Raw genomic sequence first — 15224 nt, 5'->3', positions numbered from 1 at the left:
TAACTTAGAAACTTTGGTTAAGCTAGGAGAAGAGAAATGTTTCAATGCTGCTTTGCCTGCAATGGGTTTAGTATAATACACTCTAGAGGTAATATCTTATGTATGGATGTTTCAATGCTGCTTTGCCTGCAATGGGTTTAGTATTATGATAACCAAGTATTCTTGGGAATACGTATTTCCGTTTCAATGCTGCTTTGCCTGCAATGGGTTTAGTATAAAGAAACTGAAGAATTTAAAAAGAAACTTTTAAGTTTCAATGCTGCTTTGCCTGCAATGGGTTTAGTATTCATTAGTCTACTAGTATTAGTCCACTATCTACAGAGGTTTCAATGCTGCTTTGCCTGCAATGGGTTTAGTATTTTAATCCTGAAGTCTTTTCAGAGCCAATTCTAATGTTTCAATGCTGCTTTGCCTGCAATGGGTTTAGTATGAAAAAGAGCCTAGAGCGACTTATCAAACGGAATAAAAGTTTCAATGCTGCTTTGCCTGCAATGGGTTTAGTATACAGTGCACTGGATTTTAAGTCCAGCGTGTTTACGTTTCAATGCTGCTTTGCCTGCAATGGGTTTAGTATTTCCTTAGCCCTAATCAAAAAAACTAGGGAAGAAGGTTTCAATGCTGCTTTGCCTGCAATGGGTTTAGTATAACAGATGTTTCCAAACTCCTTGAAGAGATTCTAGTTTCAATGCTGCTTTGCCTGCAATGGGTTTAGTATGTATGCACTATGAATATTCTACCCATGACGGTAGAGTTTCAATGCTGCTTTGCCTGCAATGGGTTTAGTATATATAATACTTGACAACTACCCTTTGTGTCCTGAGGTTTCAATGCTGCTTTGCCTGCAATGGGTTTAGTATACCTGAAACAATACAGACATGGGACCACTGGGATAGGTTTCAATGCTGCTTTGCCTGCAATGGGTTTAGTATTTGGTAACGGACGGACAGTTGCGGCCCTACCTTGTTTCAATGCTGCTTTGCCTGCAATGGGTTTAGTATTTACATCTAAACTATCTTGAGCATATACATTTCTGTTTCAATGCTGCTTTGCCTGCAATGGGTTTAGTATTCTCTTTAATTTATTAAAAAACTTATATATTATGACTAGTTTCAATGCTGCTTTGCCTGCAATGGGTTTAGTATTGTGCTTGCTGCGGCAAAGCAACTAATGCCAGAACGTTTCAATGCTGCTTTGCCTGCAATGGGTTTAGTATTTAAAAAAGTCTATACTTTACATTTGTAAAATATAGTTTCAATGCTGCTTTGCCTGCAATGGGTTTAGTATCGTGATAAAATTCGAATATAAAATTTTGGAAAATAGTTTCAATGCTGCTTTGCCTGCAATGGGTTTAGTATTTTTCACAAGTATCAAAAAGACGTTCTACTAAAAGGTTTCAATGCTGCTTTGCCTGCAATGGGTTTAGTATATGATAAGGCACACCAGTAACGAGCTTCAGTGGGGTTTCAATGCTGCTTTGCCTGCAATGGGTTTAGTATAAGAGATTTCTAGCAAGCTTGATGAAATTAGCAAAGTTTCAATGCTGCTTTGCCTGCAATGGGTTTAGTATAAGTACTTTTCTAAGTGGAGAACTTTTGTTAAAGAGTTTCAATGCTGCTTTGCCTGCAATGGGTTTAGTATTTATTTATTAATCTTATTAACTGTTTTATTATGTCGTTTCAATGCTGCTTTGCCTGCAATGGGTTTAGTATAAACTACGATGATAAAAAGGATGGAAATAAGAAGGTGTTTCAATGCTGCTTTGCCTGCAATGGGTTTAGTATTAAAAGAATAGCAAAATATTTGAAGCAATTAGTTTTGTTTCAATGCTGCTTTGCCTGCAATGGGTTTAGTATCATCGGGATATTGTCCTGTACTGTCTTTCTTTAGATGTTTCAATGCTGCTTTGCCTGCAATGGGTTTAGTATCAAATAACCTATGGGGCTAGGGATGTTGAAATGGTTTCAATGCTGCTTTGCCTGCAATGGGTTTAGTATTAGCGTCCGTTTCAGCGTCAAATCGAGTCAAGGCCGTTTCAATGCTGCTTTGCCTGCAATGGGTTTAGTATCAAAACGCTTATGTTCCTTAGAGTAGGGGGTAATAGTTTCAATGCTGCTTTGCCTGCAATGGGTTTAGTATAGTAGAAGAGGGTATGACTATTTACAGCTTGGTCCCGTTTCAATGCTGCTTTGCCTGCAATGGGTTTAGTATCTTCGTTCTTTTTGACGTTCTCGAATTGGCTATCGTTTCAATGCTGCTTTGCCTGCAATGGGTTTAGTATAGCAAAACTATCATATAATTTAAAAAGCCATAAGAAAGCTAAGATCGACACTAGAGCTATCTAACTCCAAAATATACCGCAAAGCCTCCAAACACCTTTTTTTCATTTTAAGAAAGTTTTAAGATTTAGATTTCTCCTCCTCTTAGCGCTAATTTCTGCCACAATATAAAACTTCTCCCCTATACTTCCTAATTTAATTTCATCCCCCTTTCCGCGCCCTACAGGCGGCAAAGCCGCCGCAGGCTGAGCTGCCGTAGCAGGGCCGCGCAAGCGGCAGACCAAGGAGCAAAGCGACGCAGGGCCGAGCAGACCTGCGAGCTGCGAAGTGGAGCGACCCGAGCAAAGCGAGGGGCAGCCCCAAATCCCCCCTCCCAACAGACAAAAAAATAGGAAAGCTCCTCTCCTAGCTCCCCTATTTTCGCATTTTTTCAGCCCTTACTGTCGGACAAATTTTAAACTCTGCTGGCTTCCCCCAGCCCGAATCCGCAACAAATATACGCCCTTGGCCAAATCCGCAGGCAAATCAAATTGCCACTGATAATCGCCAGCCGACAAATTAGCAGTCTCCAAAATGCCCAAAGAACGACCCAAAACATCCAATAGTTCTAGCTCGATCGGCTGGGCCTCCAATAAGTCAATAGACAAATTTAACTGACTGCCCGACAAGGGATTAGGCCACAATTTAGCCTCCCCAAAACTGCTCCCCAAAACCGCCAAAGCAGAAGGCGCACAGCCCGCCGCCTGATTCGGACAATATAAACGCTTGGCCAAACTGCAATCCAAAACAAAGGGATTCGCCTTGCCATCCTGATAAGTCGCAATCAACTGGCTGCGGTCCCATTCCGCCTGATCCACAGGGTCCAATTCATGCCAATCACAAAGCACCGCCTGCTGCGGCCCAAAAAAATTGGGATCGCTGCCCTGCGCCTCATTGCGGTAAATCGTGTAAAAATAAAACATGGCCCGCGCCAGATTCCCCTTGAAATCCTCCCGGGGCTCAAATGCCTGATTCATGACCAATTCACTGTACTTATCCCGATCAAAAACAGGCACGCCCTGCGCATTATAAGTCAAATAAAACCAGTTAGTTACAGCCGTATCCGCCAGCTCCGCAAAAGGCAAATTGCCCCGCATATTGTTGGTCTCATTTCGACATGCAAAAAGATGATGCAAATCACTGCGCGCATTGCCATTGGCCGCCCCCCGACTCTGCGGATAACTATGCTCCACATTCATCCCATTGGGCGCATTATTGTCCGACATATAGCTGTCCGGATCCTGCGTCGGATCCAACCATTTTTGCAAACCCGTATACACACAAGTCACTGTATCGTTATGATTATCAATAACTTTAAATAAGGTATCCTTGGCATTATTCCAAGCCAAAACCGTATCGGGCCGATAATGCAATTGCACAGAATCCAACAAATCTGCCGTGCTCAAACCCGGAAATACATCCTGATGCTGCCCCCATAAAATAGGTCCCGCCCCCAGAAAAATCATGCAGTAAATTAATCGTTTCATCGCTTTTTTTTATTGGTCAATAAAGCCCAATTTACCGCTTTTTTAGCCCTCTCGCAGCCCCAATTTATAAATTAAAGTTGATTTAATTTTTCTGCTGTTTTTTTGGGGCCTCCGCTGCGGCTTCGCCTTGCGGCGCTACGCTTTGGGGCTCGCTATTCGCTCGGCCCTTCGCCAGCAAGCTGGCTCGGTCTGGCCTGACGGCCACCCCGCCGCATCGCTAGGCCAGTCGATTCGCTCCTTCTATATGGGCCTGTAACGAACTAGTTCACCGCCAGACCGAACTAGTTCACCGCCAGACCGAACCAGTTCACCGCCAGACCGAACCAGTTCACCGCCAGACCGAACCAGTTCACCGCCAGACCGAACCAGTTCACCGCCAGACCGAACTAGTTCACCGCCAGACCGAACCAGTTCACCGCCAGACCGAACTAGTTCACCGCCAGACCGAACCAGTTCACCGCCAGACCGAACTAGTTCACCGCCAGACCGAACCAGTTCACCGCCAGACCGAACTAGTTCACCGCCAGACCGAACCAGTTCACCGCCAGACCGAACTAGTTCACCGCCAGACCGAACTAGTTCACCGCCAAACCGAACTTTTGCCTTTTTTGATTTTGTTACATTATTTTCATTTTTAACAACTCCCTAACAATTGGAGTCCAAAATCCCGGGACTGTTCAGAATTTTGTGTATTAGAATAAAATTTGGGCCTTTAGCTTGTTAGGATTTGGCCAATAGTCGCCTAGGGACAAGCCCCTAGGCTAATCCAATGGAGTCAGCCCTAAAGGGCCTCAAAGGCTGATATACACGGCCTTGCTAAGTAGTTATTTCAAAGAAGAACCTCATCCAAAGGCCCTCTTTAGAGGGCTGTCTGAAAAAGCTAGCCTAGGGGCTTGTCCCTAGGCAGCAAAAAGGAGAAACACAAAATTTTAAACAGACTCAAAATCCCTGTTTCTGCAGCCTAAAGGCCGCAGCCAATTTGCCTGGGCCATCATTTTTCTCGCCGCAGCGGCTTAAAAGCCCCTGCTTTGCTTAGGCAAAAGAGCTATTCGATTTTTCAGGTCCTGCGGCTTTTAAGCTGCAGGCCAAAGGGCGGCTAAATGTCAGCTAATCTGTCCCGAAATTGGCTGCGGGTTTCAACCCGCAGTTATAGGTCGATAATTTTACAAGCTAGGGGGCGATTACATCAGCTAGCTCTACCCAAAAAAGGAAAAGCCCAACAATAATTTGCAGTTTACAAACAAAGGTTATATCTTTATTCAAGTACAAAAAATAAAAGATATGCTCATAAAAGCCTTTGCAAGCGCTGTTCATGGCGTAGACGCACAAACTATTACTATAGAAGTAGATACAGGCGGCCCCTTGGCCCAAGGAAAACCGGGTTATTCTCTAGTCGGTTTGCCCGACAATGCCGTTCGAGAAAGTTATTGGCGGGTAGAAAGCGCCATTAAAGCGATTGGTTATCGCATTCCTCGCATTCGCATTGTGGTCAATATGGCCCCAGCGGATCTCAGAAAGGAGGGCTCGCATTATGATTTGCCCCTAGCCTTGGGCATTTTGGCCGCCACAGGCCAGATCCAAAGCGATTTACTCGAAAAATACATCCTCATGGGAGAACTCTCCTTAGATGGTAGCATCCGCCCGATCAAAGGCGCTTTACCCATTGCCATCCAAGCCCGCAAAGAGGGTTTTGAGGGCCTGATTCTCCCCAAAGTCAATGCAAGAGAGGGGGCCATCGTCAACCAGCTCGAAGTCTTTGGGCTCAGCCACCTAGCCGAGGTGGTCGCCTTTTTGGATGGAGGCGAAAAGCCAGAAGCCGTCTTTGTCGATACCCGCAAAGAATTTGAACAACAAGCCCCTCACCTCCTCGTCGATTTTATGGATGTAAAGGGCCAAGAACAGGTCAAAAGAGCCTTAGAAGTGGCCGCAGCGGGGGGCCATAATGCCATCCTGATCGGCCCACCCGGCGCAGGCAAAAGTATGTTGGCCAAGCGCCTACCGACCATTCTCCCCCCGCTTTCGCTCAAAGAAGCCCTAGAAACGACCAAAATTCATTCGGTAGTGGGCCTCATGCCCGAAAATGCCTCCCTAATTTCTAAGCGCTCTTTTCGCAGTCCTCACCACACTATTAGTGATGTGGCCCTAGTGGGCGGCGGGGTCCACCCCAAACCCGGAGAAATCTCCTTGGCCCATAATGGCGTCCTCTTTATGGACGAGCTGCCCGAGTTCAAACGGACCGTTTTGGAGGTCTTGCGCCAACCCATGGAAAGCCGCCAAATTACCATCTCTCGCTCTAGGTTCACCGTAGATTATCCAGCCAATTTCATGCTCTTGGCCGCCATGAATCCCTGTCCCTGCGGCTACTACACCCACCCCACTAAAGATTGCGTTTGTGCGCCCCAGGCCGTGCATCGCTACCTCAACAAAATTTCTGGACCGCTATTGGACCGCATCGACATTCATGTAGAAGTAGAGCCTGTAGATTTTGAGACCATCAGTTCTTCTCAGCTCAAAGGCGAAAGTAGCGCCTCCATCCGAGAGCGAGTGAATCGGGCCAGAAAAATACAGGAAGAGCGTTTTGCCAGTTATCCCGGCATTCATTGCAATGCCCAAATGAACAGCCGCCTCATCCGAGAGTATTGCCAATTGGACCAAGCGGGCAGTAAATTGCTCAAGCAGGCCATGCAGGTCCGGCAGCTTTCTGCCCGCGCCTATGACCGCATCCTCAAAGTCGCCCGCAGCGTAGCCGATTTGGCCGGCTCGGCTCGCATTCAGCTAGAACACATAGCCGAGGCCGTAGACTACCGCAACTTAGACAAAGAAAACTGGGTCCAATAAGGACCAAAGCCAAAGGCCCGCAAGGAAAATTCCTTGCGGGCCTTTGGTGTTTTGGGGGGGGAGTTAAGCCTCATCCTCTGCAAGGCAAGCAAACAAAAAGGCATACTCTAAAGCGAGCTCCTTATAGGCTTGGAAGCGGCCAGAAGCACCTCCATGACCAGCTTCTAAATTGGTATGTAGCAAAAGCGTATTTTGGTCCAACTTTTTGTCTCTTAATTCGGCTACCCATTTGGCGGGCTCCCAATATTGCACCTGAGAATCGTGATAGCCCGTAGTGACCAAGATGGCGCAATAATATTGCGCTTGTACATTTTCGTAGGGCGAGTAGGACAAAATATAGCGGTAGGCCTCCTCTTCTTCGGGATTGCCCCATTGGTCATATTCATTGGTGGTTAGGGGAATGCTAGCATCTGACATCGTGTTGAGGACATCCACAAAAGGGACAGCCGCTACTAGACCCCGAAAAGCCGTAGGGGCCATATTGGCCACGGCGCCCATCAGCAGGCCACCGGCGCTACCGCCCATACCAAAGAGCTTTTCGGCAGAGCTATATTGTTGTAGACAAAGGCTTTGGGCCACATCAATAAAGTCGTAGAAGCTATTCTTTTTATTAAATACACGGCCCTGCTCAAACCAATCTCGGCCCAAAGCCTGCCCACCCCGAACATGCGCAATGGCAAAGGCAAATCCTCGGTCCAAAAGGCTGAGGCGAGCAGCACTAAAATAAGGGTCGACGGTATGCCCATAAGCGCCATAAGCATAGAGCAAAAGGGCGTTCTTGCCATCTTTTTTAAAGCCTTTTTTGTAGACCAGTGAAACGGGTACCTTGGCCCCATCTCTAGCTTCTACCCAAAGGCGCTCCGTTTGGTAATCGGCGGGAGTATGGCCACCGACCACCTCTTGCTGCTTGAGCAATTCTTTGCGCCCATCCTCCAAATGATAGGCATAGACGCTATTGGGCGTGGTCATTGAGCCATAGATATAGCGGAAATTTCGCTCTTCAAAATGATGGTTTTGGCCCATAGCAACCATATACACCTCTTCCTCAAAGGGGAGGTATTCGTCTTTATCGGCAGTGATTAGGCGCAGATGCGTTTGACCTTCCTTGCGTTCCTGCAGTACATAAAAATCTTTAAAGACCGTTAGGTCCTCTAAAAAGACGGTGGGACGATGGGGTAAAATGAGGCTCCAACTGGCTTGTTGGGCCGTATTTTCCTTGCTGCTGTGCAAGAGCTTAAAGTTGGGGGCCTCTTGATTGGAAAGGATATAAAAGCCACCTTGGCCATCTGGGCCAATACTATACTCATGATTGGCTTGGCGGGGCATGAAGTTCCAAAACTGGCCCAGCGGCTGATCGGCCTCTAGTAGTTGGTAATCGCTACTGAGGGTGCTGCTATTCCAGATAATAATGTATTCTTGGCAGCGGCTTCGGTAGACGCCTGTATAAAAACTTTTATCTTCTTCTTCATAGACCAAAACGGCTTCCTCTTGCTTTTGGCCGAGGCGGTAGCGATACACCTTCTCGGAGAGTAGGGTTTCGGGATTGCGGGCCGTAAAAAAGAGATGTTCATTATCGCTGGCCCAGGCAATATCGCCGCTACAGCCTTGGAGGACAATGGGGCTAGTCGTTTTGCTTTGCAGATCGACAAAGGCCATTTTATAGATACGGCGGCCGCTATCATCAAAAGTGTAGGCTAGTTTTTGGCCATTGGGGCTTACCTTAAAGCTAGCGAGTTGGAAAAAGGCTTTATCGGCCGCTAGGGCATTGAGGTCCAAAAGGATTTCCTCTTCTGTTTGGCCCGCCTTAATGCGGTAATAAATAGGATATTCTTGGCCCTCTTCATAGCGTTGGCCATAAGTATAGCCGCCCATTTGGTAGGGAACCGATTCTTCTCTTTGGGGCAGGCGGCCAATCATTTCTTGATAAATCTCCTCTTGGAGGTCTTTAAAAGGGGCCATTTTTTGGGCCGTATATTCATTTTCGGCTTGGAGATAAGCTAAAACCTCTTGGGTTTGGGCATCTGGGGTTTCGGCCATTTTTTGGGCATCGCTAAGGCGCATCCAGTGATAATTATCGATGCGTTCCTCGCCATGTTGGCTTATTTTATATGGCCGTTTATTGGCCTTGGGTGCATTTAGCATATCGTCTATATTTTTAGAAAACTCCTTTAAAATTGTGTGCTGTTTAGGGAGGCTCAAAATAGCTTTTCTTTTGGCATCTTGCAAATTGCGTTTGGGCATTTTGGAGGGTACAGGCGGCAAAGCCGCCGCAGGCTATGTCCTCAAAAAATAGCTGGCCTAGCCAAAAATTCATAGCAAACAATGCCCCAAGCAGCGCGATTACATCTGGCCTAGGGATGGAAAGTGGGGCGGCGCAGCCGCAGACCAAGGCGCTTTGCGCCGCAGGGCCGAGCGAATAGCGAGCCACGACACAGCCCGGCCGCCGCAGGCGGCAGGCCCCAAAAAAACAGGAAAATAAAGCCCTTTCAGATTAAAAAAAGAGTTGAATTTTTTTAGCTTTGATATTACACTAAAGAAATAGGAGCACTATGGAAAAGCAAAATTACATTAAGACTCCCATTGCTAAAGCTTGGCCTATTGCGCCTGGAATTATTCGGGTCGTTTATGATGAGGTAATTACTAATCCGGATGATGTGCATGCGCATATTGATCAGTTGCGGCAGACATTTGGGGAGGGGCTTTGGTTGCTTTCTGATTTGCGGCAGATGAAAAAAACGAATCAGGAAGTGCGCTCGGCCCTGAGTTCGGGAAAAATTGTGGCCGTAGGTGCCGCGGTGATTATGGGCAATGGCCTATCTAAAATTATTGGGAACCTTTTTCTAAAATTTAGCAAACCTAAGATTACAACTCGTATCTTTACCGATGAGGAGAAGGCGATTGAGTGGCTGAAGGAGCAAGTAGTTAAATAAAATAAGGTTTGAAAAGAGATTATTCTGCCCCAAAAATTGAATTTCCCCAAGCAAAATTGCAGTGGTCTGCAGAAGCAGAAGGCGTATTAGAGCTGTATTTTGAGCAAAAATTAAAGATGAGTTTGGAGCAAGCCCAAGACTACTATGAGAGTCTGTGTAAAATGGCGGAAGCTCAGGGAAAAAACATCTTCATTTATATCGATGTATCAACTATTGGCGGTATTTCGGCGGATGCCCGGAAATACTTTGCCAAGGCTGTTAATCCTAGATCTAGAGCCTGTGCGCTTTTGGTAGGTAGTGGAATTAGCCGTATATTGGGCAACTTTTTGGTGGGCTTTAATAAACCGCCCATTCCCACTCGTTTGTTTAGCAATAAAGAAAAAGCCCTGCAGTGGTTGGCCGAATGGCAGCGAAAAACTCCTTAGAATGGAAAAAGAACTGATGATTACCCCTATTGCCAAACTTTGGCAGTTGGGCCCTAAATTATTAAGGGTAGAATACCTGCCCGTAGTGACCGAAATCGAAAAAATTGATGCTCATTTTGCGCTTTTGACCGAGCATTTTGGCAAAGAACTCTATATGCTCGTAGATATTCGGCAGGTGCGCTCGGCCAATGCCAAGGCACGGCGACATATTGCCAAAAATAATGATGTGACCGCCGCCGCGGCCATTATTGTAAACAATGGCCCCTCCGCAATTATTGGCAACTTTTTTTTGCGCTTTGATGGCCCTCCTTTCCCCGCTAAATTGTTTACCCAAGAAGAAAAAGCCCTAAATTGGCTGAATAAACAAAACTAATCCCCCATAATTAAGATGCCCCCCCAAACCGACAATGAAGTAGCCCGCACCTTTTTGCTGGAAGAGCAAATTGTAGAAGAAGTATATAAGCCCGTAACCATCGACTTAGCCATGATTAAAAGCCATATTGAAGACTCTTTGCAAGCCTATGGCCGAGGCTGCTGGTACCTTTCAGATATTAGCCTGCTCAAATCTACAAAACGAGAGGCCAGAGACTATCTGGCCCAAAACTCTATTGCCGCAGGGGCGGCTATTCTGACCAATAGCCCCATTTCTAAAATGGTGGGTAACCTATTTCTCAAGTTCAATAAACCCGACTTTCCCACTAAGCTATTTACCGATAGAGAAAAAGCCCTGCTCTGGATCAGAGAACAAATAGAGCTAGCTAAAAAAGTATAATTTCCTTTATTGATTGAACAGCTATTTAATTATCTTTGCGGCAGAACAAATTAGCTCTACAGTTCATGCGCGAAGTAAAAATTAGCAGCCCGCTAGCCACCACAAGGCAGCGAGAAGATGGGATCATTCATGAAGTTTATCATGCCGTCAAGGTCAATTTAAAAGATTTAGAAGCTCATATCGAGGCCTCTCGCCAAGCTTTTGGCCCTGCAGGCTACTATATTTCCGATATTCGGCAACTGAAATCCGTTTGTCAGCAATCTAGAAAGCATCTGGCCCATCATTCGGTGGCCAAGGCCAGCGCGGTCATTGTGAGCAGTGGTTTTTCTACCATTGTTGGCAATATTTTCCTCAAATTCAACCAGCCTAACTTTGCCAGCAAGCTATTTACTAGCGAAGAAAAAGCCCTGGCTTGGATTAAGGAACAACAGGCTTTGGATCAATAACAAAAAGCGCCCTAATGGGCGCTTTTTTAGTTTAACTTCAGTTGGCCGTTGGCCTGTTCAACCAGCTCTTCATTGTCTAGAAGTTGCTGCAAAACCGCCAGGGCTTTATTTTCTAAATTGGAGGGAAAGCGCCCAATTAAGACCCTGACCGACAGCGATTCTTTGCCCACTTGCGCCAGCATATAGCTCCGCATTTTTTTATACTCCTCTGGGCTGGGGCGACTATCATGTCGGCCCAGACAGACATCGCATTGCCCGCAGGCGGGCGCATCCAATTCATTAAAATAGGCCAAGAGCATTTGCGAGCGACAGCGCTTTTCCTCTGCATAAGCCAAGGCCGCCTGCATCCGCTTTTCTTGACGCTCTTTCAAAAAGCGATAACTGGCCCCATCAAAGAGCAGATCGCCCTTGGCCAAACGCGGCTTGAGGTAATAGATATAAGGATTCTCTTTTTGTGGATGATAATAGAGCAAACCCGCCTGCTGCAATTGGCCCAATTGCTTTTTCACTTCGGAAATAGTGGACTTGGTCCCCTTGGCAATTTTCTCTTCTCGAATATTAACCGATTGCTGAAAGGCCCCCTGATAGGTCCGCAAGATAAACTGGACCAAACGCTCGTAGGGCTTGTAGCGCAAAGCAAAGTCATAGACCTGCCGATTGTTGAGCCGAAACTGAATGCTGGCGGGAAAAAATAGGGACTCCGATAAGATCAAATACTCATTTTGCATCAAAATCCGCAAGGCCGAAAGGACCAAGATGGGGTTCATTTTATAGTGCTGGCAAAAGCCGCCCAAAGGAAAATCAAAGCTCTGCCCCTCTCCCCCACCAATGGCCAACTGGAAAAAACTCCCCAAGGCCTGATATACCTGCCGAACAAGGTCTAAGGTCGGATAGCTCTGCTCATATTGCTGCAATAAACGGGCTTTGTCGGTGCTGTTGTACAACAATACCGCATAGGCCTTTTTTCCATCCCGGCCCGCTCGGCCCGCTTCCTGAAAATAAGCCTCCAGATTATCGGGCAAAGTCAAATGCACCACCAAACGCACATCGGGCTTGTCGATCCCCATCCCAAAAGCATTGGTGGCCACAATGACCCGAATCTCATTGGCAATCCAAGCCTGCTGAATCTGCGAACGCTGCTCTACCGAGCGGCCCGCATGATAGTAGTCTGCCGAAATATTATTCTTTTGTAAGTAGCTGGCGATTTCTCGACAAGCACGGCGGTTGAGCACATAAACCACAGCCGTTCCCGGCACTTTTTGTAGCATATCGAGCAGCTTGGCCAGTTTGTTCTCTTCTTCCAAAACTACATAGGCCAAATTGTCTCGCCCAAAGCTCTTTCTAAATACCGCCTTGGCCTCTTCTCTAAAGGCCAATTTCTCTTGTATATCGGCCACTACCTGCTCGGTGGCCGTGGCCGTTAGGGCAATGACGGGCACCTTGGGCAAAGCAGGCCGAATCTCCGCAATTTTGAGGTAGGCCGGCCGAAAATCATAGCCCCACTGAGAAATACAATGCGCCTCATCTACCGCCAACAAACGAATGGGCAAACGGTCCAAACGCATTTGCAACATCTCGGTCCCTAAACGCTCTGGAGAAACATACAAAAAGGAAATATGCCCATGTACGGCCAATTCCAATATCCGATCAATATCCGAGCGACGCATGCCCGTATAAATGGCCTCGGCCGAAATGCCCCGCCGCTTGAGCTGCTCCACCTGATCCTTCATCAAGGCAATCAAGGGAGAAACCACCAGACAAAGCCCCCCCAAACAAAGGGCCGGCACCTGAAAACAAACCGATTTGCCCCCACCCGTCGGCAAAAGGGCCAAACAATCTTGCCCCGCCAAAACCGCATCTACAATATCTTCCTGCAAGGGCCGAAAGCTCGGATAGCCCCAATACTTCTTCAATATTTCTCTTGCCGCTACTGACATCCTTTTTTCTTCCTTATTTTTGAGTTTTCTAAGGGCCAGCTTGGCCCCTTTCAACAAATCTAATCATTTTTTCTATGAAGTTGACTAGGCAGACATCACTCTTGTATATATTTTTTTTCGGCCTTCTATTCACCGCCTGCAAAAAAGAAGAGCCCAGCCAAACCAACAAGGGTTTTGCCCAAGGTATTCTGATCACTAATGAGGGCTTATACAACCAAACCTCCGGAACAATCAGCCATTATGATCCCGAACAGCAGTTGGTCCAAAATCGCATTTTTAAAACGGCCAACCAAAGAGACCTAGGCAATGTGGTCCAATCTCTCAACCGCTTTGGCGAGCATACTTATATTGTGGTCAATAATTCCAATAAAATCGAATGGGTCAATCCACAAACCTTTGCCGAAGAAGGCCAACTCCTCAACCTCCAACAACCCCGATATATCAGCCCCATCAATGATAGCCTCGCCTATATTAGCCAATGGGGCAACGATCTGCTCTCGGGCAGTATCGCCATTTTTAATTACCAAAAAGGCGAGCAAGTTGGCCAAATTGATGGCCTCGGCAAGGGGCCCGAACGCCTGCTGCCCTACAATAATATGGTCTTTGTCTGTCTGGTCGGCGGACTCGATAGCGACCAACGCCTAGCCGTCATCAATAGCCAAACTCATCAAATCGATCAGTATATTACAGTCGATGATGCCCCCAATAGCTTGCAACTAGACCAAAACGGCCTGCTTTGGGTCGCCTGCTCGGGCAAAGCCGTCTATAGCAATTACCCCCAAATCGATACCGCCAACAGCACAATGGGCAGCCTGATCGCTATCAATCCCAATACAAAGCAAGTTGTGCATCGCCTAAATTTAGCCAAAGGCCAGGGCGCCAAACAGCTTATCCGCAATGCCGACGGTAGCCAGCTCTTTTTTATCCACAAAAATGCCATCTACCAACTCGACCCCAATCTGCAAACGATCCGTGAAATTAAATCTGGCCATTATTACGGCCTTGGCTTTGATAATGAAAACAATATACTTTATGCCGCTCGCTATATGGGCACAGAATCCGCTTGGGTCGATCGCCTAAGTTCCCCCAATTTTATCCTGCAAGATTCCTTTAGAGCTGGAATTTTTGCCAATGATTTTCATTTTCAGTAGGTTTTTTATAAAAAAATCGTGTTCTTTAAACTACCTTAGAAAGTAGAACTTTTCCCCTCCGTTCTGCCTTTTTATAGTAGAAAGATTTAAACCCTACCTTATCAAAAGTAAAGTATTATGAGCAACCTATCTGACTTTATGAACCGCCCGGTCAGCGACATCATGACGACCAAAATCAAAGCGCTTATCCCTACTGATAGCCTCGAAAAAGTAAAGGAGCTTTTCGAAAATAGTAATATCCACCACATTCCCGTGGTCCGCTACAAGGAGTTGGTCGGTATCATCAGCCATAGCGATTTTGAAAAGGCCATCCATGGCGCCCGCCTTCATGGCGAAGCCCAAGCCGAAGCCGATAACAAAGCACTTTTGGCCAAGTATACTGTTGCCGATCTCATGACCACTAAGGTGGTGCATATCGCCCCCGATGCCAAAATTGGCGTAGCCGCCGAACTCCTCCTCATCAACTATTTTCACGCCCTTCCCATCGTCTCTGAAGAGGGCGATCTAGTAGGAATCGTTAGCTCTCATGATGTCCTCAAGGCCGTCTACAAAAAAGCTTACCCCTCTGAAGATATTTAGGCCGAACACCCTTTTCCGCCTATACATAAGAACCTTTCCCTTAGCTTTGGGGAAGGTTCTTTTTTTGTTTTTTAGGGGCCTCCGCTGCGGCTTCGCCTTGCGGCGCTACGCTTTGGGGCTCGCAGGTCTGCTCGGCCCTGCGTCGCCTTCGGCTCCTTGGTCTGGCCTGACGGCCACCCCGCCGCATCGCTAGGCCAGTCGCTTCGCTCCTTTGCGGCGGCTTCGCCGCCTGCTATATGGGCCTGTAGGTTGAAACCTACAGCCAGACAACCTTTGGTATTGCTCCGCAATGATATATGTATGAGGGTTGAAACCCTCATACAGTTAACTGATTCCCATTCTGG

At 46.9% G+C, this 15224-nt stretch carries 11 protein-coding genes and 1 CRISPR repeat array (1 of these 12 cut by a window edge); of the genes, 8 read left to right on the top strand and 3 right to left on the bottom strand.

What is annotated here, in order from left to right; genetic code table 11:
* A CRISPR array of direct repeats spans positions 1-2278; the repeat unit is 36 nt; unit sequence GTTTCAATGCTGCTTTGCCTGCAATGGGTTTAGTAT; it reaches 8268 nt to the left of the window's first position.
* Positions 2279-2713: 435 nt separating this feature from the next.
* The gene (locus SGRA_RS16600; RefSeq protein ID WP_015693954.1) at positions 2714-3802 is read right to left on the bottom strand and encodes an endonuclease; all 1089 of its coding nucleotides are present in this window, start codon (positions 3800-3802) and stop codon (positions 2714-2716) included.
* Between the two features lie 1281 nt (positions 3803-5083).
* On the opposite strand from SGRA_RS16600, the gene SGRA_RS16595 reads away from it, so the two are divergent.
* The gene (locus SGRA_RS16595) at positions 5084-6640 is read left to right on the top strand and encodes a YifB family Mg chelatase-like AAA ATPase (RefSeq protein WP_015693953.1); all 1557 of its coding nucleotides are present in this window, start codon (positions 5084-5086) and stop codon (positions 6638-6640) included.
* 63 nt (positions 6641-6703) lie between these two features.
* Here the strand turns inward: SGRA_RS16595 and SGRA_RS16590 are convergent, their stop codons facing one another.
* A complete protein-coding gene (locus SGRA_RS16590) occupies positions 6704-8881 on the bottom strand; it encodes a S9 family peptidase (protein ID WP_245538572.1) in 2178 nt (725 codons plus the stop codon).
* Between the two features lie 308 nt (positions 8882-9189).
* Between SGRA_RS16590 and SGRA_RS16585 the strand changes: the two genes are divergently transcribed.
* The 5 genes from SGRA_RS16585 to SGRA_RS16565 all read left to right on the top strand — a co-directional run bounded on the left by SGRA_RS16585 (position 9190) and on the right by SGRA_RS16565 (position 11213).
* Positions 9190-9570 carry a DUF7793 family protein gene (locus SGRA_RS16585; protein WP_015693951.1) on the top strand — a complete coding sequence of 127 codons (381 nt, stop codon included), beginning with the start codon at positions 9190-9192 and terminating at the stop codon, positions 9568-9570.
* Between the two features lie 8 nt (positions 9571-9578).
* Positions 9579-9995: a DUF7793 family protein gene (locus SGRA_RS16580; protein WP_015693950.1), complete on the top strand. Its 417-nt coding sequence runs from the start codon at positions 9579-9581 to the stop codon at positions 9993-9995.
* A 1-nt stretch (position 9996) separates the two neighbouring features.
* A complete protein-coding gene (locus SGRA_RS16575) occupies positions 9997-10368 on the top strand; it encodes a DUF7793 family protein (protein WP_015693949.1) in 372 nt (123 codons plus the stop codon).
* Between the two features lie 15 nt (positions 10369-10383).
* Entirely contained in the window at positions 10384-10767 is a 384-nt protein-coding gene (locus SGRA_RS16570; RefSeq protein WP_015693948.1) for a DUF7793 family protein, read from the top strand.
* Positions 10768-10832: 65 nt separating this feature from the next.
* Positions 10833-11213, top strand: a complete 381-nt coding sequence (locus tag SGRA_RS16565; RefSeq protein WP_015693947.1) for a DUF7793 family protein — start codon at positions 10833-10835, stop codon at positions 11211-11213.
* Between the two features lie 26 nt (positions 11214-11239).
* Here the strand turns inward: SGRA_RS16565 and SGRA_RS16560 are convergent, their stop codons facing one another.
* Positions 11240-13150: a RecQ family ATP-dependent DNA helicase gene (locus SGRA_RS16560; protein ID WP_041329971.1), complete on the bottom strand. Its 1911-nt coding sequence runs from the start codon at positions 13148-13150 to the stop codon at positions 11240-11242.
* Between the two features lie 74 nt (positions 13151-13224).
* On the opposite strand from SGRA_RS16560, the gene SGRA_RS16555 reads away from it, so the two are divergent.
* Complete coding sequence (locus tag SGRA_RS16555; RefSeq protein ID WP_041329746.1) at positions 13225-14301, top strand: YncE family protein; 1077 nt, start codon at positions 13225-13227, stop codon at positions 14299-14301.
* 117 nt (positions 14302-14418) lie between these two features.
* Positions 14419-14880, top strand: coding sequence for a CBS domain-containing protein (locus tag SGRA_RS16550; protein WP_015693944.1), 462 nt, complete (start codon positions 14419-14421; stop codon positions 14878-14880).
* The last annotated feature ends 344 nt before the right edge of the window (positions 14881-15224 follow it).

Origin of the sequence: Saprospira grandis str. Lewin, assembly GCF_000250635.1 — a bacterium.
Classification (GTDB): Bacteria; Bacteroidota; Bacteroidia; order Chitinophagales; family Saprospiraceae; genus Saprospira; species Saprospira grandis.
Note: the sequence above shows the minus strand (reverse complement) of the source record. Positions and strands in the feature narration are given on the sequence as shown.